This window comes from Silvania hatchlandensis (assembly GCF_025564065.1).
GTDB lineage: Bacteria > Pseudomonadota > Gammaproteobacteria > Enterobacterales > Enterobacteriaceae > Enterobacter > Enterobacter hatchlandensis.
The window spans coordinates 280,163-300,323 of sequence record NZ_JAMGZK010000052.1 but is presented as its reverse complement, the minus strand read 5'-3'; the positions used below and the strand labels follow the sequence as shown (position 1 = coordinate 300,323).

Below are 20,161 nucleotides of genomic sequence, written 5' to 3'. Positions count from 1 at the left end.
GACGCTGAGAAGTAAAAAGCCGGAGCTTGTGGAGCAGGAGCTGTGGGGCGTATTACTGGCGTATAATCTGGTGAGATATCAGATGATTAAAATGGCGGGGCATCTGAAAGGCTACTGGCCGAATCAGTTGAGCTTCTCAGAGTCTTGCGGAATGGTGATGCGAATGCTGATGACCCTGCAGGGCGCATCACCGGGGCGTATCCCGGAGCTGATGCGTGATCTTGAAAGTATGGGTCAGATGGTCAGGCTGCCGACAAGAAGGGAAAGGGCCTTCCCGAGGGTGGTAAAGGAGAGGCCCTGGAGGTACACCACAGCCCCGAAAAAGGGCCAGTCAGTTGCTTAACTGACTGGCATTACAACCTGAAGGTTGCCGTTTCTGGATGCCGTAGGCCGGGCAAACGCCGTGCCGCCCGGCGCACAAGCCACACTTATGCGTTCTTCAATACTTCACTGACAATTTCAACTGCTTCTTTCTCAATCATCTGACGGTGTTCGTCGCCGAGGAAGCTTTCACAGTAGATTTTGTACGCATCTTCCGTACCGGATGGACGCGCCGCGAACCAGCCGTTGTCGGTCATCACTTTCAGCCCACCAATCGACGCACCATTACCTGGTGCGGCCGTCAGACGTGCGGTGATCGGGTCACCCGCCAGGGTGCTGGCGCTGACCATTTCTGGCGAAAGCTTAGACAGCGCGGCTTTCTGCGCAGACGTGGCCGATGCCTGCAGACGGTTGTAGCTTGGGGCACCGAAACGGGCTGCCAGCTCGTTGTAGTGCTCCTGCGGATTCTTCCCGGTTACTGCCGTAATTTCTGCCGCCAGCAGGCACATGATGATGCCGTCTTTGTCGGTGGACCACGGCGTGCCGTTGAAGCGCAGGAAGGAAGCGCCCGCGCTCTCTTCACCGCCAAAACCGAAGCTGCCGTCGTGCAGACCGTCAACAAACCACTTGAAGCCAACCGGTACTTCGACCAGTTTGCGACCCAAATCGTTAACCACGCGGTCGATCATCGCCGAGGAGACCAGGGTTTTACCGACGGCCACATCTTTGCCCCACTGTGGACGATGCTGGAACAGGTAGTTGATCGCCACCGCCAGATAGTGGTTCGGGTTCATCAGGCCCGCAGGGGTGACGATCCCGTGGCGGTCATAGTCCGGGTCGTTGGCAAACGCGAGGTCGAACTTATCGCGAAGCGCCAGCAGACCGGCCATCGCACACTCGGAAGAGCAGTCCATACGGATCGCGCCGTCTTTATCAAGGTGCATAAAGCGGAAGGTCTGATCGACCTGATCGTTAACAATGGTCAGATCCAGCTTGTAGTGCGCCGCAATACGCTGCCAGTATTCGATACCGGAGCCGCCAAGCGGGTCAACGCCAAGCTTCAGACCGGCTTTCTGGATTGCAGCCATATCGACGATATCCGCCAGCCCTTCAATAAACGGCTGCACCAGATCCTGCTCTTTCACGTGACCGGAGGCCATCGCCTCGCCCAGCGTGATCCGCTTCACGCCTTTCAGGCCGTCGGCCAGCAGAGCGTTGGCGCGGTCTTCCACCACTTTGGTGACGTTGGTGTCAGCCGGGCCACCGTTAGGCGGGTTATATTTGATGCCGCCATCTTCCGGCGGGTTGTGCGACGGGGTGATCACAATCCCGTCTGCCTGCGCCCCGCCCTGCTGGTTATGCACCAGAATAGCGTTCGACACTGCAGGGGTCGGCGTATAGCCGTTGTTTTCCTGAATCACCACGTCCACGCCGTTGGCCGCCAGCACTTCCAGTACGGAAATGAAAGCAGGCTCTGACAGCGCGTGCGTGTCTTTACCGACGTAGCACGGACCGGTGACGCCATTTTTGGCGCGCTCTTCCGCGATGGCCTGGGCAATGGCCAGAATGTGCGGTTCGTTAAAGCTTTGGCGAACCGCGCTGCCACGGTGACCTGACGTACCAAACTTCACTGCGTGTTCTGCATTACCCACTTCCGGCTTCAGCACGTAGTACTGGGCGGTAAGCTGGGCGACGTTAATCAAATCGCTCTGTTGTGCAGGCTGACCCGCACGATTGTGATTTGCCATTGCCTGGTCCTTCTGATGCAAGGGTTAAATTGTACCGCAAACCTTATCAGTCAATTCCACCGGGAACTGCATCGACTGCATGATGTGTTCGATCATGCCGCGCTTGCGTCCGGTATTGGTATTGGTGATCACCCAGTACGGGGTACCAGGGAGCTGTTTGGGTTTAGTTTGATTACCATTCTGTAAAAGCGTCTGCTCATCGACAGCGAAGTAAACGCGAGTTCGACCGTGCAGGGACTCGGTGGCGTCGGCAAACGCTTTGTTGTCCAGTGAATAGAGTGTAGACAGCACCAGCATAAAGCGGTTAACGGCTTTTTTCTGTTCCGCGTATTCATCAGACAGCAGCAGCTCGCGCATCGCACGCACATTGTCTTTTGCCGGGTTCAGCGGCTTTTGCTGCGCGACAACGGCTGGCTGGCGCACTTCTTTGACGACAGGCGCGGTGGACTGTGAGGCGGCGGCAATTTTCAGCATGCGCCGTAAAATGTCGGACGCGCTTTCACCGATATGCCGTGTCTGGCTGGCAATAAACTGATAAAGCTCGTCATCAACTTCGATTGTTTTCATCTTAATCCAGTGCGATATCTTATCTGAATACAAGTTGTTGGGAGTATAAGGTCAAAACCCAACAGCGGATAGCGTCAAGCCAGGGTGGCGGCAAAAGTCAGATTTAACTGTTTCCTTGCAGCCGGGCGGCAGAATGGTCAACATGATACCCTAACCTGACATACGTAAAAAAAGAACTTTGCCATGAAATTGAATACCCGAGCGCAATCTGCACAATCGCCGCACAATAATTCTCCCATCGTGCTGGTTCATGGCCTGTTTGGCAGCCTGGACAACCTCGGCGTGCTGGCACGGGATCTGGTGACGGACCACGCTCTCCTGCAGGTGGATATGCGTAACCATGGTCAGTCCCCGCGCTCGGTACAGATGACCTATGCCGATATGGCCCAGGATCTGCTCGATACGCTGGACGCCCACAATATTGAAAAGGCGACGCTTGTCGGCCACTCCATGGGCGGTAAAGCGGTGATGGCGCTAACCGCGCTTGCACCTGAACGTATTGACGGTCTGGTGGTGATCGACGTGGCCCCGGTGGATTATGCCGTGCGCCGCCACGATGAGATTTTCGCCGCGATTAATGCCGTTACAGAGGCCGGGGTCAGCACCCGCCAGCAGGCCGCCACGGTGATGCGTGAGCACCTTGATGAAGAAGGTGTGGTGCAGTTTCTGCTGAAATCCTTCGTGGACGGTGAGTGGCGCTTTAACGTGCCGGCGCTGTGGGATCAGTACAGCAACATCGTTGGCTGGCAGCCGGTGCCGGCCTGGTCGCACCCGGCGCTGTTTATTCCCGGCGGCAATTCGCCCTACGTCACCGAAGCGTATCGGGACGCGCTGCTGGCGCAATTCCCACAGGCGCGGGCGCATGTGATTGCCGGTGCCGGGCACTGGGTGCATGCCGAAAAGCCCGATGCCGTGCTGCGTGCCATCCGCCGTTACCTCGCCGACATCGAAAATTGATTAAAAAGAGAGCGACTGGTCGCCTGCGGGCCACCAGTCGTTGGCGTGCCGATTTCGCTGATGTATGATGGCGCGCTTATCGCCCGGGCTTTAGCAGGGCGTCTTGTTTCCCCCGAAGTCTCAGAATCATGGCCAAAGAAAACACGGACCGCACAACAATAGATCTGTTCGCGAATGAGCGGCGCCCGGGACGACCGAAAACCAATCCGCATTCGCGTGATGAACAGCTGCGCATTAATAAGCGCAATCAGCTCAAACGCGATAAAAGTCGTGGGCTTAAACGCGTCGAGCTGAAACTCAATGCGGACGCCGTCGATGCGCTGAACGAGCTGGCAAATGCCCGCGACATCAGCCGCAGTGAGCTTATTGAAGAGATGCTGATCCTGCAGCTCGAGAAATGGCACGACAAAGCGTAAGTCAGAAAACACCCCTCCTTGTTGCTTTCATGTAGCACAGAGTGCAGTCCTGCGCGATAGCAGTTTCCGCAGGCTTCTCTGTTCTGCTATGATTGCCCTTATCCGTGGCTAAATTGCGCCACCATACTATTAAGTTTCAAGAGGTTATTTTACTCATGGCAATCATCGGCATTTTTTTCGGCAGCGACACCGGTAACACCGAAAACATCGCGAAAAACATTCAAAAACAGCTTGGTAAAGACGTTGCCGATGTGCATGACATTGCGAAAAGCAGCAAAGAAGACATCGCAGGTTACGATATCTTGCTGCTGGGCATCCCAACCTGGTACTACGGTGAAGCGCAGTGCGACTGGGACGACTTCTTCCCGTCTCTGGAAGAGATCGACTTCAATGGCAAACTGGTAGCCCTGTTCGGCTGTGGCGACCAGGAAGACTACGCAGAGTACTTCTGCGATGCGCTGGGCACCATTCGCGACATCATTGAGCCGCGTGGCGCAGTGATCGTGGGCCACTGGCCAACTGCAGGCTATCACTTCGAAGCCTCTAAAGGTCTGGCTGATGATGACAACTTCGTGGGCCTGGCTATCGACGAAGACCGCCAGCCGGAGCTGACCGCAGAGCGCGTGGACAAATGGGTTAAGCAGATCCGCGAAGAGCTGCACCTCGACGACATCCTCAACGCCTGATGTTGTGGCGGCGTAACCTGTAGTTACGCCGCATTGATAGGTATTATCAATCAAAATAATTGCTACAAATTTTTAACTTTTGCTGTCATACCTGTACAATCAACCAGGATTAAACGGGTCACCCTGTAACAAGTTTGTTGGCGGTACCACGTTTTTATAAGCATACTTTGCTTGAGACTTGCAGTTTTCATTCAGCCATGGCAGTTCTATAATGAGACGCATTCTCTCAGGTGCACTTTCTGTCACTTCTTCTATAGAAGTGAATCGTTTAGCAACAGGACAGATTCCGCATGACTGACAACAATACCGCATTAAAGAAGGCCGGACTGAAAGTCACGCTTCCACGGTTAAAAATTCTGGAAGTGCTTCAGGGTCCGGATAACCATCATGTCAGTGCGGAAGACTTATACAAGCGTCTGATCGACATGGGCGAAGAGATTGGTCTGGCCACGGTGTACCGTGTACTGAACCAGTTTGACGACGCTGGCATCGTTACACGCCATAACTTCGAAGGCGGTAAATCCGTTTTCGAACTGACGCAGCAGCATCATCACGATCACCTGATTTGCCTGGATTGCGGCAAAGTGATCGAATTCAGCGACGACTCTATTGAATCCCGTCAGCGTGAAATTGCTGCACGTCACGGCATTCGTCTGACCAACCACAGTCTTTACCTGTACGGCCACTGCGCTGAAGGCGACTGCACTGCAGATGACCACGCGCACGACGCGAAATAATTCATCCGCACGCGCTAAGCCAACCTGACGGTTGGCTTTTTTTATGCAAAAAAACCCGGTAGCGCTGACGCATACCGGGCTTAAGAACAGCTGATTACTTGCTGTTATTACTGCGAATTTCCTTCCAGATTTGGTCGCAACGCTTCGTCACGTCCTGATCGTGTCCGGTTTTGCGCGCCTGAATACAGGCCTGATAATCAGCCACTCTGATCGTTTCCTGGGTCGCAAACTGCTCGTGCACTTTCTCTTGCTTCAGCACGTTCAGCACGCTTTGGCAGGCTTCGATCTTCTCCGGCGATCCTTCTGCGGTATTAATACAGGCACTATAAGCCTCTTTCAGACGTGAATCTTCTTTCTGGGTCTGCGGCTCTGCACAGGCGGTAAGCCCGGCGGCAAGTAACGCGACAAACAGGATTTTTTTCAACATAGCGGTCTCCGTTTCGGCGGGTGTGGCCCCCGCCGGAAGCATCATCAGAAGATAGTGAATGGGGCGATAACCATAAACTTCACGTCGCGCTCATCCTGGAAGATGTTGCCGTAACCGCCGCCGTAGCTTGGGATACTGGAGTGATTGTCGTACTGGGTGAAGTGCAGCTTGAACATAGTGCCTTTCGCACGCCCGTCCTGCAGGATGTAGATCGCATCCAGGCTATAGGCTGACTCTTTGATGTTGTTGGACGGGTTGTTTTCGCGCTGGCCCGCGCTGTTGATAACCCAGTCCGCTGGCTTCGCATCCCAGGCGTAGACATACGAGCCACCGATGCTCCAGCCTGCCATGTTCCAGTTGCTCAGATCGTACATCGCACCAAAGAAGACCGCTTTTTCGCCGTTGGCGTTAAAGTCGGAGCGGTTATCCCACCAGACATCCAGACGACCGTTGGAAGAGGCATAGGTTGGGGTCATACGCTGCAGGAAGTAGCCTTGCTGTCCTTCGGCTTTGACGTAAGTCCCCTCCAGGCGTAAATCCACCTGCCCGACTTTATAGCCCAGGGTCAGCGCCTGCAGCCATGCGGTGCCGTCGTAGATATCATTGACAGTGCTGTCGTTGGCTTTATCACGAGTGCCGTAGAACTGATAGCTGGTCGACAGCGGGCCGCCCACCACATCCATCTTATAACTGGCTTTGGCAAAATACTGGTCAATATAGCCTTCAGCCTGACCGAATGCCGCTTCCAGAATCAGGTTGTTTTTGAAATCGTATTTCGCACCAAGGGAGTGGAGATAGTCGACGCGGGTTTTTCTGTCGTTTTGATAGAACTTATCCATCTCGAGGTGCCACGGCGCTTTGTACTCGTTGGTCCACATGTAGGAGAAACTCAACGCTCCGCTATCGCCGTAGTCAAAGTTCGCCCCGGCTTCCGCGCCCTGGTATGTACCCGGCATAAAGCTCCAGTGCGGCGCTAATAAGGTTTGACCAGTAGGCTGAAGCCAGCCACCGCGCGCCCAGGCCGGACCGTATTTAAATTTGGCTGCCGCTTTGTACAGGCTGATCCCGCTCTTATCGCCGGACCAGTCCTCTTTGTAGGCTTTGTTGCTGGAGGAGAATGCAATTTCGTTCGGGTGTCCGCTGTCGCCGTTTTCCGCCATTTCAATCGCGGTGAAGGCGGCCAGGTCAAGACCGAACATGTCCGCTGCATAGCCGGACTGGAAATCAAGGTTGGCGTTCCAGGTGGAGTGAGCGAGGTTAGTTTCGTATTTGTCTGATTCGACGTCTTTACGGTCACGTTCACGCTGCCAGTAATAGACACCGCCCGTCAGGGTTGAATCATCGACAAAACCTTCGGCCTGGGCCTTTGGAGAGACCATCCAACCAGACATTGCTGTCACACCGGCAATAGCCAGCGCAAGCGCACTACGTTTGCCACTAAACGTACGCATAGTTAATCCTCTTTGACGTATAAAAAGCGCCTTAAACGGCGAAAAAAACAAAAGTTAAAAAGTCGACGTAAGCAGAAATACTCATTTACATCTACTGCCTGTAGACTATTTTTCGCGACGCGAATTATCAATCCTTTTTAGCGATCAAAAGTCAGGATTATGACGAAGTGCACATATTTGGTTGCCATTTGTAACAACGGCCGCGCGACAGAATAATCAATTAAAATAATCTTCAAAATTAGCCAGTTATTTTTAGTGGTTGCATGAATACGCGACAGAATGGGATTAATTTGAAGCAAGGGAGAGAACGCTAACAGCGGAGGGAAATGCAATTAATTCGCATCACGAAGATTGACACCAGCAATGGCTTGATTGATAAGCAAAAAAAACGCCGCATTACGCGGCGCTCGGGGGGAAGCATCGGTTATTCGCCGACTTTTGCCCAGGTATCGCGCAGACCGACGGTACGGTTAAACACCAGTTTGTCCGCAGTGGCATAGCGGCTGTCGAGGCAGAAATAGCCTTCGCGCTCAAACTGATACGCCTTACCGGCAACGGCCGCTTTCAGGGACGGCTCAGCAAAACCTTGCTTGATGACCAGCGACTCCAGGTTAATGGTGTCGAGGAAATTGTCTGCCGCACCCGGGTTTGGCACGCTGAACAGGCGATCGTACAGACGGATTTCAACCGGCAGCGCATGTGCGGCGCTAACCCAGTGAATAACGCCTTTCACCTTGCGACCGTCAGCCGGATCCTTGCTCAGGGTCTCTGCATCGTAGCTGCAGAAGATCGTGGTGATGTTGCCTTCCGCGTCTTTCTCTACGCGCTCAGCTTTGATCACATAGGCGTTACGCAGGCGCACTTCTTTACCCATCACCAGACGCTTGTACTGCTTGTTGGCTTCTTCACGGAAGTCCGCGCGATCGATCCAGATTTCAGCGCTGAACGGAACGTCACGGCTGCCCATCTCCGGTTTGCTCGGATGGTTAGGCATGGTCACCAGCTCGCTTTCACCCTGCGGGTAGTTCTCGATAACCAGTTTCACCGGATCGATAACCGCCATCGCACGTGGGGCGTTGTCGTTCAGATCTTCACGGATACAGGATTCCAGCGATGCCATCTCGATGGTGTTGTCCTGCTTGGTCACGCCGATGCGCTTGCAGAACTCACGAATGGCCGCAGCGGTGTAGCCACGACGACGCAGACCAGAGATGGTCGGCATACGCGGGTCATCCCAGCCTTCAACGTGCTTGTCCGTCACCAGCTCGTTCAGCTTGCGCTTGGACATCACGGTGTATTCCAGATTCAGGCGAGAGAACTCGTACTGACGCGGATGCACCGGGATAGTGATGTTATCCAGAACCCAGTCATACAGACGGCGGTTATCCTGAAACTCAAGCGTACATAAGGAGTGCGTAATGCCTTCCAGTGCATCGCTAATGCAGTGGGTGAAGTCGTACATCGGGTAGATGCACCACTTGCTGCCGGTCTGGTGGTGATCGGCAAATTTAATGCGATACAGCACCGGATCGCGCATCACGATAAATGGCGATGCCATATCGATTTTGGCACGCAGACAGGCTTTGCCCTCTTCGAAACCACCAGCACGCATTTTTTCGAACAACGCCAGGTTCTCTTCCACGCTGCGATCGCGGTAAGGGCTGTTTTTGCCCGGCGCAGTCAGCGAGCCGCGGTATTCACGGATTTCGTCAGCAGAGAGTTCATCAACGTAGGCCAGACCTTTGTTGATAAGTTCAACCGCATAAGCGTACAGCTGGTCAAAATAGTCAGAGGAGTAGCAGATGTCGCCAGACCAGTTGAAGCCCAACCATTGCACGTCGTTCTTAATGGACTCTACGTACTCGATGTCTTCTTTTACCGGGTTGGTGTCATCGAAACGCAGGTTGCATTGACCCTGGTAGTCTTGCGCGATGCCAAAGTTCAGGCAGATCGATTTCGCATGACCAATATGCAGGTAGCCATTCGGCTCCGGCGGAAAACGGGTATGAACAGTAGTGTGCTTACCAGTGGCCAGATCTTCATCGATGATCTGACGAATAAAGTTGCTTGGGCGGGCTTCTGCCTCACTCATCGTGGATTCCTCAAAGCGTAAACGACGTATAACGGCATATGATCTTATAAGCCGGGCGTAGTGACAACCTTTAGTTACGTATAAAACGTCTTCGCAGAGAATAATCGGGGCGATTGCTGCAAAAAAAAGCGGCGGGGATTATCCCCGCCGCTCAGGCATTAACGCTAACTCAGGAGCACTTATTTGCCTTTAATTTCATACAGTGGGGTTTGACCGGCCACAACCTGGCCCTGCGCGTTGATGACCAGGCCGCTAAAGTCGTCGATGTTGCTGCAGACAACCGGGCTAATCATGGAGCGCGCATTGGCGTTCAGGAAGTCGAGATCCATTTCCAGAATCGGCTGACCAGCCACCACTTCTGCCCCCTCTTCCACCAGGCGTTTAAAGCCCTGGCCGCCCAGCGCGACGGTATCGATACCCATATGGACAACGATCTCCGCACCTTTTTCCGTTTCCAGGCAGAACGCGTGGTTGGTGTTGAAGATTTTAACGATGGTGCCCGCTGCCGGAGAAACCACGGTTTTCTCCGTTGGTTTTACCGCAACACCGTCGCCAACGGCTTTGCTGGCGAAGGCTTCGTCAGGAACCTGTTCCAGAGCTACCACGTCACCCGTTACCGGGGAAACCAGCGCGGCGATAGTCGTTGCGTTAGCCACCGCCTGCGGTTTAACCGCCGTTGGTGCGGCTGCAGCAGCGACCGGAGCGGCTTCTGCGGCGGCTACTGGGCCGGTAGTTTTCATGGCGTTGGCTATCTTCTCAGCCACAAAGCCGACAATGATTTGCACGCTGGTTTTGTTCAGGCGAATCACGCCAGAGGCACCCAGACGCTTCGCCATGGCTTCGTTAACCAGAGCAGAGTCTTTTACGTTCAGACGCAGACGAGTGATGCAGGCATCGATACCGGTCAGGTTGTCTGAACCGCCGACCGCAGCGATGTACTGACGCGCCAGACCGGAAACATCTTCCGTGTTGCCCGCGCTGACATTAACGTCCTGACCATCCGCTTCGCTACCGGCAACCGCCAGTTCACGACCCGGGGTCATCAGGTTGAATTTAGTAATCGTGAAGCGGAACACCACGTAGTAGATAGCGAAGAACACCAGACCTTGTGGGATCAGCATGTACCAGTGGGTTGCCAGTGGGTTACGTGACGACAGCACCATATCCACCAGACCCGCACTGAAGCCGAAGCCGGCAATCCAGTGCATGCTTGCGGCGATAAAGACAGAGATACCGGTCAGCACAGCGTGGATCACATACAGTACCGGTGCCACGAACATGAAGGAGAATTCCAGCGGCTCGGTGATACCGGTGAAGAAGGCCGCGAATGCGCCCGCCATCATAATCCCCAGTACCTTCGCTTTGTTCTCAGGACGCGCGCAGTGGTAGATAGCCAGTGCTGCACCCGGCAGACCGAACATCATAATTGGGAAGAAGCCCGCCTGGTAACGACCGGTGATACCGACAACCGCTTTACCTGCTTCGATGGACTGTGCGCCGCCGAGGAAGTTAGGGATATCGTTAATACCGGCAACGTCAAACCAGAATACGGAGTTCAGCGCGTGGTGCAGACCAACCGGGATCAGCAGACGGTTGAAGAATGCGTACACGCCCGCACCGACGGAGCCCAGCTTCTGGATGTGCTCACCAAAGTTCACCAGACCGTCGAAAATCACCGGCCAGACGTACATCAGGATGAAGGCGACCACGATCATCACGAAGGAGGTCAGGATCGGCACCAGACGACGACCGCTGAAGAAGGAGAGCGCTTTTGGCAACTCTACGCTACTGAAGCGGTTGTACAGTTCAGCGGAGATGATACCCACGAGGATACCGACGAACTGGTTGCTGATCTTACCGAACGCAGCAGGCACCTGGTCCGCTGGGATCTTCTGGATCATTGCCACCGCAGCCGGCGAACAGAGCGTAGTTAAAACGAGGAAGCCAACAAAACCGGTCAGTGCCGCAGCACCGTCTTTATCTTTGGACATACCATAAGCCACACCAATGGCAAACAGTACGGACATGTTATCGATAATCGCAGAACCAGACTTGATGAAGAACGCCGCTAATGCGTTGTCCCCACCCCAACCCACCGGGTCAATCCAGTATCCGACACCCATCAGAATTGCCGCCGCTGGCAGCGTGGCAACCGGCACCATCAAGGCGCGGCCAACCTTTTGTAAATAACCTAAAATGCTCACTTTCTTCCCCCTTTGAGACCCCGTTTGAAGGTGTGTTCTCAGCTGTGTTTTTATTGTGTCATTAACTTATATGTACAGTTGATGATTCACTGGCTTTATGAGTGTGTGGAAAATTAATTCGTATCGCAAATTAAACGCGTATTTTTTGTGAGTTTTGTCACCAAATATCGTTTCAACCCCTCCCTTACACTGGCAAACAATGAAAACTTATTTTATGATACGAAAAATCAGGACGGATTGCCTCCTTACGGTGTGAACCAGGTTAGGCTTACATCATACTCAGACAGTCAATCCGCCAACTTTTTTACTTAATCTTCAGAGGTGAATAATGAGACTGATCCCCCTGGCAACTGCAGAACAAGTCGGTAAATGGGCTGCTCGCCATATTGTAAACCGTATCAACGCGTTCAAACCAACAGCCGATCGTCCTTTTGTGCTTGGTCTGCCGACCGGAGGCACGCCTCTCACCGCCTATAAAGCGTTGGTGGAGATGCATAAAGCGGGCCAGGTCAGCTTCGAACACGTTGTTACGTTCAACATGGACGAATATGTTGGCCTGCCAAAGGATCATCCGGAGAGCTACCATAGCTTCATGCACCGCAATTTCTTTGATCACATTGATATTCAGCCTGCAAATATTAATCTGTTGGACGGAAATGCACCGGATATCGATGCTGAGTGCCGCCATTACGAAGAAAAAATCCGCGCTTATGGCAAAATCCACCTGTTCATGGGCGGCGTAGGCAATGATGGTCACATCGCGTTTAACGAACCGGCCTCTTCTCTGGCATCCCGTACCCGTATCAAAACCCTGACGCATGACACCCGTGTTGCAAACTCCCGTTTCTTTGATGGCGATGTTAACCAGGTGCCAAAATATGCGCTGACCGTGGGCGTGGGCACCCTGCTGGATGCTGAAGAAGTGATGATCCTGGTGCTGGGCGGTGTGAAAGCGCTGGCCCTTCAGGCGGCAGTGGAAGGCAACGTCAACCATATGTGGACCATCAGCTGTCTGCAGCTGCATCCGAAAGCCGTTGTGGTGTGCGATGAGCCATCCACCATGGAGCTGAAAGTCAAAACGCTGAAATACTTCAACGAATTAGAAGCTGAAAACATCAAAGGTCTGTAATCTGACGCCGTCTCTTACGTAGAGACGGAATGCTTTTTTTTAAAACCGGGGGTCGTTATGTATGCTTTAACCCACGGTCGGATTTATACCGGCCATGAAATTCTGGATGACCATGCGATTGTTATCGCTAATGGCCTGATTGAACGTGTCTGCCCGCAGGCCGAACTGCCAACGGGTATAGAACAACGCTCGCTCAATGGAGCAATCATCTCCCCCGGTTTTATCGACGTACAGCTTAACGGCTGCGGCGGCGTCCAGTTCAATGATACGGCAGAAGCCGTAACCGTTGAGACGCTGGAAATTATGCAGCGCGCCAACGAAAGATCGGGCTGCACCAGCTACCTGCCTACGCTTATTACCACCAGCGATGAGCTGATGAAACAGGGTGTTCGCGTGATGCGCGAGTATCTGGCGAAATATCCGCACCAGGCGCTGGGCCTGCATCTTGAAGGCCCGTGGCTGAACATCGTCAAAAAAGGGACGCATAACCCAGGCTTCGTACGCCAGCCTGACGGAGAGCTGGTTGATTTCCTGTGTGCCAACGCAGATGTGATCACCAAAGTGACCCTGGCGCCCGAAATGGTCGACCCTGAAATTATCCGTAAACTGGCAGGTGCCGGGATTGTGGTCTCTGCCGGGCACTCCAATGCCACGCTGAAAGAGGCTAAAGTCGGCTTCCGCGCCGGTATTACCTTCGCCACCCATCTGTACAACGCCATGCCGTACATTACCGGGCGAGAACCAGGCCTGGCCGGGGCAATTTTTGATGAACCGGACGTATACTGCGGCATTATTGTTGATGGCTTGCACGTGGATTACGCCAACGTGCGTAACGCCAAGCGCCTGAAAGGCGATAAGTTGTGTCTGGTTACCGACGCCACGGCACCGGCAGGGGCAAACATTGAACAGTTCATTTTTGCTGGTAAAACAATATACTACCGGGATGGACTGTGTGTGGATGAGAACGGCACGCTGAGCGGTTCGGCTCTGACGATGATCGAAGGCGTGCGCAATCTGGTCGAACATTGCAGCATTGCCCTCGATGAAGTGCTGCGGATGGCAACGCTCTACCCGGCCCGCGCGATTGGCGTCGACAAACAGCTGGGTGCCATTGCCCCAGGCATGGTGGCTAACCTCACCGCATTCACGCACGATTATAAAATCATCAAGACCATCGTTAACGGTAACGAGGTCGTCACAGAGTAAGTAAACGTATGACACCTGGCGGACAAGCTCAAATTGGTAATGTGGATCTGGTTAAGCAGCTGAACAGCGCTGCCGTTTATCGACTGATTGACCAGCACGGACCCATCTCGCGCATTCAGATTGCAGAACAGAGCCAGCTTGCCCCCGCCAGCGTGACCAAGATCACCCGTCAGCTCATTGAGCGCGGGCTGATTAAAGAAGTGGATCAGCAGGCCTCCACCGGGGGCCGTCGCGCCATCTCGATAATCACCGAAACCCGTCATTTCCATGCTATTGGCGTGCGCCTTGGCCGCCATGACGCCACGCTGACCCTGTACGATCTCAGCAGCAAAAGCCTTGCTGAAGAGCATTATCCCCTGCCGGAACGCACCCAGGAGACGCTTGAACATGCGCTGCTCAATGCGATTGAGCTGTTTATCGAATCCTGCCAGCGCAAAATCCGCGAACTGATTGCCATTTCAGTGATACTGCCAGGCCTTGTTGACCCGGAAAGCGGCGTGATCCGCTATATGCCACATATTCAGGTTGAAAACTGGGGCTTAATCAACGCGCTGGAAAAACGCTTTGCGGTAACCTGCTTTGTTGGCCACGATATCCGCAGCCTGGCGCTGGCGGAGCACTATTTTGGGGCGAGTCAGGATTGCGAAGACTCCATTCTGGTGCGCGTCCACCGCGGAACGGGCGCCGGGATCATCTCCAACGGGCGCATCTTTATTGGCCGTAACGGCAACGTTGGCGAGATTGGTCATATTCAGGTCGATCCGCTGGGTGAACGCTGTCACTGCGGCAACTTTGGCTGTCTGGAAACGGTTGCCGCTAATGCTGCTATTGAGCACCGGGTTCGCCATATGCTGGAACAGGGCTACCAGAGCCGGGTGACGCTGGATGACTGTAAAATCGGCGCTATATGCAAAGCAGCCAATAAGGGCGATGCCCTTAGCTGTGAAGTGATCGAGCAGGTGGGGCGTCAGTTGGGAAAAACCATCGCGATAGCCATCAACCTGTTTAACCCGCAAAAGATTGTGATCGCCGGTGAAATTACCGAAGCCGAAAAAGTGCTGCTGCCCGCCATTGAGGGCTGCATCAATACCCAGGCGCTGAAGGCGTTTCGCCAGAATTTACCGGTGGTGCGCTCCACGCTGAACGACCGCTCCGCTATCGGCGCCTTTGCGCTGGTAAAACGCGCCATGCTTAACGGTATCCTGCTACAGCGTTTGCTGGAAAGCTGACAGCGTTTTATAGTTACGCCTCTTTTTTTGATGTCGGGTAGTCCATGACCATTAAGAATGTAATTTGTGATATCGATGGCGTGCTGATGCACGACAACGTTGCCGTGCCAGGTGCAGCTGAATTTCTTCACCGCATCCTTGAAAAAGGTATGCCGCTGGTTCTGCTCACCAACTTCCCGTCCCAGACCGGGCAGGATCTGGCCAACCGTTTTGCGACTGCCGGCGTCGATGTGCCCGATAGCGTGTTCTACACCTCGGCGATGGCAACGGCGGACTTCCTCAAGCGTCAGGAAGGTAAAAAAGCCTATGTGGTAGGCGAAGGCGCGCTAATCCATGAATTATACAAAGCCGGTTTCACCATTACTGACGTTAATCCCGACTTTGTTATCGTTGGTGAAACGCGTTCCTATAACTGGGAAATGATGCACAAGGCGGCATTTTTTGTGGCGAATGGCGCTCGCTTTATCGCCACCAATCCGGATACTCACGGCCGCGGCTTCTATCCTGCCTGTGGCGCGCTCTGTGCCGGTATCGAGAAGATGACCGGCCGCATGCCGTTTTATGTTGGCAAACCCAGCCCGTGGATCATTCGCGCGGCGCTCAACAAAATGCAGGCTCACTCCGAGCAAACCGTTATTGTAGGCGACAACCTGCGTACCGATATTCTGGCGGGCTTCCAGGCCGGGCTGGAAACCATTCTGGTGCTGTCAGGTGTCTCGACCCTGGATGATATTGATTCGATGCCGTTTCGGCCAAGCTGGATTTATCCTTCAGTCGCGGAAATCGATGTTTTGTAAGCCAAAACCACGTCCCCGGACGTGGTTGTTTCATTTTCTACCGTCAAAAACACACTCAACACTAATAGAAATCGCCATTCATTGAATAATCATCAATAAATCTGCCCTCGACGTACGCTTTTTTCAACATTCGGCAATCACTATTGCACTATTTCAGTTTTACCCCGCAAAACGCTTGCCGCTCCTGCCCTTTTACGGCATTTTCATAAGCAAGCAATATCACACTGCAACAGGGTTAACGGAGAAGGTTATGTGTTCAATTTTTGGCGTACTGGATATTAAAACTGACGCGGTCGAACTGCGTAAAAAAGCACTGGAGCTGTCCCGTCTGATGCGCCATCGCGGTCCGGACTGGTCCGGCGTCTATGCCAGCGATAAAGCCATTCTGGCGCACGAACGCCTGTCGATTGTGGACGTCAACGCCGGTGCCCAGCCGCTTTATAACGAGAAAAAAACCCATGCGCTGGCCGTTAACGGTGAAATTTACAACCACCAGGCGCTGCGCGCGGAATACGGCGATCGCTATGCCTTCCAGACCGGCTCTGACTGTGAAGTGATTCTCGCCCTGTATCAGGAAAAAGGTCCGGAGTTCCTCGACGAACTGCAGGGAATGTTTGCCTTTGCCCTGTACGACAGCGAAAAAGATGCGTATCTGATTGGTCGCGACCATATCGGGATTATCCCGCTGTATATGGGCCACGACGAATTCGGCAACTTCTACGTTGCATCTGAGATGAAAGCCCTGGTGCCAGTGTGCCGTACCATTAAAGAGTTCCCGGCGGGTAGTTTCCTGTGGAGCAAAGACGGCGAAATCCGTTCGTACTATCAGCGCGACTGGTTCGATTACGATGCGGTTAAAGACAACGTCACCGACAAAGTCGAACTGGCTCAGGCCCTGGAAGACGCGGTAAAAAGTCACCTGATGTCTGACGTGCCTTACGGCGTGCTGCTCTCCGGCGGTCTGGACTCTTCTGTTATCTCGGCGATCACCAAAAAGTACGCCGCCCGCCGCGTGGAAGATCAGGAGCGCTCCGAAGCCTGGTGGCCGCAGCTGCACTCCTTCGCCGTTGGCCTGGAAGGATCCCCGGATCTGAAAGCCGCGCAGGAAGTGGCAAACCACCTTGGCACCGTGCACCATGAGATTCACTTTACGGTGCAGGAAGGGCTGGATGCGATCCGCGACGTTATCTACCACATTGAAACGTACGATGTGACCACCATTCGCGCCTCAACGCCGATGTACCTGATGTCCCGTAAAATCAAAGCGATGGGCATTAAGATGGTGTTGTCCGGCGAGGGTTCTGACGAAGTCTTTGGCGGCTACCTCTATTTCCATAAAGCGCCAAATGCCAAAGAGCTGCACGAAGAGACCGTACGTAAGCTGCAGGCGCTGCACATGTTCGACTGCGCGCGTGCTAACAAAGCGATGTCCGCCTGGGGCGTAGAAGCTCGCGTGCCGTTCCTGGATAAGAAGTTCCTCGACGTGGCCATGCGCATTAACCCGCAGGACAAGATGTGCGGCAACGGTAAGATGGAAAAACATGTCCTGCGTGAATGTTTTGAATCCTACCTGCCGGCAAGCGTCGCCTGGCGTCAGAAAGAGCAGTTCTCCGACGGCGTGGGTTACAGCTGGATCGATAGCCTGAAAGAGGTGGCAGCTAAGCAGGTTTCTGACCAACAACTGGAAACGGCCAGCTTCCGCTTCCCGTACAACACGCCATCCTCTAAAGAGGCGTATCTGTACCGCGAGATCTTTGAAGAGCTGTTCCCACTGCCAAGCGCTGCCGAGTGTGTGCCGGGTGGCCCTTCCGTCGCTTGCTCTTCTGCAAAAGCGATTGAGTGGGATGAATCGTTCAAATCCATGAACGATCCGTCAGGCCGTGCCGTCGGTGTGCATCAGTCCGCGTATAAATAACAGGAATTATCCTCATCAGGCCCTTCGGGGCCTTTTTTTTGCCTCGCGTTTCGCTGGACAAAAACGATTAATAACCAATAATTGCCGAATAATCGGCCAGGCTGTTCGCAACCTAACCAAACAGTCACATTCGCGCTATTTTCGATGAAAAAGGTGTTGACGCTGCAAGGGTCTATACGCATAATGCGCCCCGCAACGCCGATAAGGTAACGCGAAAAAAAAGATGGCTACGTAGCTCAGTTGGTTAGAGCACATCACTCATAATGATGGGGTCACAGGTTCGAATCCCGTCGTAGCCACCATCTTTTTTTTGCGGGAGTGGCGAAATTGGTAGACGCACCAGATTTAGGTTCTGGCGCCGCAAGGTGTGCGAGTTCAAGTCTCGCCTCCCGCACCATTTCCAGATAAGCGTTGCACGGATGGGGTATCGCCAAGCGGTAAGGCACCGGTTTTTGATACCGGCATTCCCTGGTTCGAATCCAGGTACCCCAGCCATATTTCTTCGATTTGCGGTTCTCTGCAGTATTTGGGGTATCGCCAAGCGGTAAGGCACCGGTTTTTGATACCGGCATTCCCTGGTTCGAATCCAGGTACCCCAGCCATCGAAGAAAGCAGTACTGGCTACGTAGCTCAGTTGGTTAGAGCACATCACTCATAATGATGGGGTCACAGGTTCGAATCCCGTCGTAGCCACCATATTAGGTTGTGTTGATTTCGGTCGACATCACCAAAAAAAATTGTTGGGGTATCGCCAAGCGGTAAGGCTCTGGTTTCTGATACCAGCATTCCGAGGTTCGAATCCTCGTACCCCAGCCAATTTAAAAAAAGTCGTTGAATGTCTTTTGTTTAACGCAACTGTTGGGGTATCGCCAAGCGGTAAGGCTCTGGTTTCTGATACCAGCATTCCGAGGTTCGAATCCTCGTACCCCAGCCACTTAACAGCAAAAAAGCCCGCTCTGCGGGCTTTTTTGTTTTTGTGCTTTGGGGACAGAGTGGTTTGTTCCCCTCACCCTGGCCCTCTCCCAAAAGGAGAGGGGAAAAACCGCTTAGAGTCCGAGCGCGTATTTTAACGCCTGGCGTTTCAGACCGCCCGCGCGCTCGGCCGCCATCAGGCCGATATTGCGCAGAATACGCACTGGGCCGAGATCGTTGCTGAATCCCGCGTAAAACAGATCCATCCCCGACTGCATCAGGAAATTATCCGCCATGCGACGCGTCTGATAGCGCTTAAGCACCTGCTGGCTGGCCCAGGCTTCACCGTGACTGCGAGCGCTGCTTAAGACATCCAACAGCGCCTCTACGTCGCGATAGCCCAGATTCACCCCCTGCCCTGCCAGGGGGTGAATGGTATGCGCTGCGTCGCCCACCAGTGCCAGCCCCTCACGCACATAGCTCAGCGCATGGCGGCGGGTAAGAGGGAATGCGCCTGCGGCAACCGGCGTAACCTTGCCCAGCCGCGCCGGGAAATGGTGGGCGATCTCACGCTGCAGTTGGTCCATCGTCAGCCCCTGTAGCTGACGAATGCGTGCAGGGGAGTCGTACCACACCAGAGAGGCCCAGCGATCGAAAAGTGGTAAAAACGCGTGCGGACCGTTCGGGGTAAAATGCTGCCAGGTGCTGTCGCCCGGTTCGTTTTCACAGGCGACGGTGACCAGCATGCAGGATTGCTGATACTGCCAGGCGTGGATGCCAATCCCGGCCATTTCCCGCACCCGGGAATTCGCCCCGTCGGCGCCAATAAGCAGTTTTACTCGCAATTCGTCACCGTTATCCAGCGCGATCAGATGCTGATCGTTGTGGCGGTGCATCGCCTTTATCGACGCAGGTACACGCAGCGTCACCTGCGGATGCGCGTCCAGCGCCTGCCAGAGCGCCTGCTGCAGTACGTTGTTTTCAACCATATAGCCCAGCAGCGGGAGCTTAAGCTCGGTGGCGTCAAACACCACGTGGGCGTTTTCCCACTCCCAGGTCTCCAGCCGACGATAAGGGTGCGCGCGCATTGCCAGCACCGCGTCCCAGACGCCCAGCCCGCGCAGCAGTTCGACGGAAGCGGCGCTGATGGCGGAAATACGCACATCTGGCTGCTGTGTCTCATCAAATGCAGGCGGTGCCGCCTGCTCTATCACCGTTACGTCAAACCCGTGTTGCGCCAGCCCCAGCGCCAGCGCCCCGCCGACCATACCGCCGCCGACAACGGCGATCCCGGTTTGTTGGATAGTCATGGTCAATTGTCCTTATTGAAGAATCCCCTAAGTTTACCGGATTTTTTGCCTTGAGGC

Annotated in this window: 16 protein-coding genes, 7 tRNA genes and 1 pseudogene; 17 read left to right on the top strand and 7 right to left on the bottom strand. The window is 54.1% G+C overall.

The features are described 5' to 3' along the window. A pseudogene (locus tag M8014_RS17070) lies at positions 1 to 343 on the top strand (IS4 family transposase); the annotation flags it as partial. A gap of 85 nt (positions 344 to 428) precedes the next feature. Here M8014_RS17070 and pgm read toward each other — a convergent pair. Together pgm and seqA are read right to left on the bottom strand one after the other, a co-directional pair. Beyond that, the gene (gene pgm, locus M8014_RS17065) at positions 429 to 2,069 is read right to left on the bottom strand and encodes a phosphoglucomutase (alpha-D-glucose-1,6-bisphosphate-dependent) (RefSeq protein WP_271283577.1); all 1,641 of its coding nucleotides are present in this window, start codon (positions 2,067 to 2,069) and stop codon (positions 429 to 431) included. 24 nt (positions 2,070 to 2,093) lie between these two features. Next, entirely contained in the window at positions 2,094 to 2,636 is a 543-nt protein-coding gene (gene seqA / locus M8014_RS17060; protein WP_271283576.1) for a replication initiation negative regulator SeqA, read from the bottom strand. 183 nt (positions 2,637 to 2,819) lie between these two features. On the opposite strand from seqA, the gene ybfF reads away from it, so the two are divergent. The 4 genes from ybfF (at position 2,820) to fur (ending at position 5,432) form a co-directional block, all read left to right on the top strand. Continuing rightward, the gene (gene ybfF, locus M8014_RS17055) at positions 2,820 to 3,593 is read left to right on the top strand and encodes an esterase (protein ID WP_271283575.1); all 774 of its coding nucleotides are present in this window, start codon (positions 2,820 to 2,822) and stop codon (positions 3,591 to 3,593) included. Between the two features lie 128 nt (positions 3,594 to 3,721). Then, entirely contained in the window at positions 3,722 to 4,009 is a 288-nt protein-coding gene (gene ybfE, locus M8014_RS17050) for a LexA regulated protein (protein WP_271269165.1), read from the top strand. Between the two features lie 155 nt (positions 4,010 to 4,164). Further along, positions 4,165 to 4,695 carry a flavodoxin FldA gene (gene fldA / locus M8014_RS17045; protein WP_271283574.1) on the top strand — a complete coding sequence of 177 codons (531 nt, stop codon included), beginning with the start codon at positions 4,165 to 4,167 and terminating at the stop codon, positions 4,693 to 4,695. Positions 4,696 to 4,985: 290 nt separating this feature from the next. Continuing rightward, entirely contained in the window at positions 4,986 to 5,432 is a 447-nt protein-coding gene (gene fur, locus M8014_RS17040) for a ferric iron uptake transcriptional regulator (protein ID WP_271283573.1), read from the top strand. A 94-nt stretch (positions 5,433 to 5,526) separates the two neighbouring features. On the opposite strand, the gene chiQ is transcribed toward fur, so the two are convergent. The 4 genes from chiQ to nagE form a co-directional block, all read right to left on the bottom strand. Continuing rightward, positions 5,527 to 5,856, bottom strand: a complete 330-nt coding sequence (gene chiQ, locus M8014_RS17035) for a ChiQ/YbfN family lipoprotein (RefSeq protein ID WP_271283583.1) — start codon at positions 5,854 to 5,856, stop codon at positions 5,527 to 5,529. 47 nt (positions 5,857 to 5,903) lie between these two features. Next, entirely contained in the window at positions 5,904 to 7,310 is a 1,407-nt protein-coding gene (chiP, locus tag M8014_RS17030) for a chitoporin ChiP (RefSeq protein ID WP_271283572.1), read from the bottom strand. 424 nt (positions 7,311 to 7,734) lie between these two features. Next, on the bottom strand, positions 7,735 to 9,402 hold the full coding sequence (glnS, locus tag M8014_RS17025; RefSeq protein ID WP_271283571.1) for a glutamine--tRNA ligase: 1,668 nt from the start codon (positions 9,400 to 9,402) through the stop codon (positions 7,735 to 7,737). Between the two features lie 179 nt (positions 9,403 to 9,581). Further along, on the bottom strand, positions 9,582 to 11,606 hold the full coding sequence (gene nagE / locus M8014_RS17020) for an N-acetylglucosamine-specific PTS transporter subunit IIBC (protein WP_271283570.1): 2,025 nt from the start codon (positions 11,604 to 11,606) through the stop codon (positions 9,582 to 9,584). A gap of 328 nt (positions 11,607 to 11,934) precedes the next feature. Here nagE and nagB point away from each other — a divergent pair, with 328 nt between their 5' ends. The 12 genes from nagB to M8014_RS16960 all read left to right on the top strand — a co-directional run bounded on the left by nagB (position 11,935) and on the right by M8014_RS16960 (position 18,816). After that, the gene (nagB, locus tag M8014_RS17015; RefSeq protein ID WP_271283569.1) at positions 11,935 to 12,735 is read left to right on the top strand and encodes a glucosamine-6-phosphate deaminase; all 801 of its coding nucleotides are present in this window, start codon (positions 11,935 to 11,937) and stop codon (positions 12,733 to 12,735) included. A 57-nt stretch (positions 12,736 to 12,792) separates the two neighbouring features. Further along, positions 12,793 to 13,941 carry an N-acetylglucosamine-6-phosphate deacetylase gene (gene nagA, locus M8014_RS17010; RefSeq protein ID WP_271283568.1) on the top strand — a complete coding sequence of 383 codons (1,149 nt, stop codon included), beginning with the start codon at positions 12,793 to 12,795 and terminating at the stop codon, positions 13,939 to 13,941. Between the two features lie 8 nt (positions 13,942 to 13,949). Further along, a complete protein-coding gene (gene nagC / locus M8014_RS17005) occupies positions 13,950 to 15,170 on the top strand; it encodes a DNA-binding transcriptional regulator NagC (RefSeq protein WP_271283567.1) in 1,221 nt (406 codons plus the stop codon). Positions 15,171 to 15,214: 44 nt separating this feature from the next. Continuing rightward, positions 15,215 to 15,967: a ribonucleotide monophosphatase NagD gene (gene nagD / locus M8014_RS17000; protein WP_271283566.1), complete on the top strand. Its 753-nt coding sequence runs from the start codon at positions 15,215 to 15,217 to the stop codon at positions 15,965 to 15,967. Positions 15,968 to 16,217: 250 nt separating this feature from the next. Beyond that, complete coding sequence (gene asnB, locus M8014_RS16995) at positions 16,218 to 17,882, top strand: asparagine synthase B (RefSeq protein WP_271283565.1); 1,665 nt, start codon at positions 16,218 to 16,220, stop codon at positions 17,880 to 17,882. Positions 17,883 to 18,107: 225 nt separating this feature from the next. Continuing rightward, positions 18,108 to 18,184: transfer RNA gene (locus M8014_RS16990), tRNA-Met, on the top strand. A 10-nt stretch (positions 18,185 to 18,194) separates the two neighbouring features. Further along, positions 18,195 to 18,279: transfer RNA gene (locus M8014_RS16985), tRNA-Leu, on the top strand. 23 nt (positions 18,280 to 18,302) lie between these two features. Continuing rightward, positions 18,303 to 18,377, top strand: a tRNA-Gln gene (locus M8014_RS16980). Positions 18,378 to 18,409: 32 nt separating this feature from the next. After that, positions 18,410 to 18,484, top strand: a tRNA-Gln gene (locus M8014_RS16975). A 17-nt stretch (positions 18,485 to 18,501) separates the two neighbouring features. Beyond that, positions 18,502 to 18,578: transfer RNA gene (locus M8014_RS16970), tRNA-Met, on the top strand. A 45-nt stretch (positions 18,579 to 18,623) separates the two neighbouring features. Then, positions 18,624 to 18,698, top strand: a tRNA-Gln gene (locus tag M8014_RS16965). A 43-nt stretch (positions 18,699 to 18,741) separates the two neighbouring features. After that, positions 18,742 to 18,816 (top strand) — tRNA-Gln (locus M8014_RS16960). A 112-nt stretch (positions 18,817 to 18,928) separates the two neighbouring features. Here M8014_RS16960 and ubiF read toward each other — a convergent pair. Then, positions 18,929 to 20,104, bottom strand: coding sequence for a 3-demethoxyubiquinol 3-hydroxylase (gene ubiF / locus M8014_RS16955; RefSeq protein WP_271283564.1), 1,176 nt, complete (start codon positions 20,102 to 20,104; stop codon positions 18,929 to 18,931). Positions 20,105 to 20,161 lie beyond the last annotated feature (57 nt).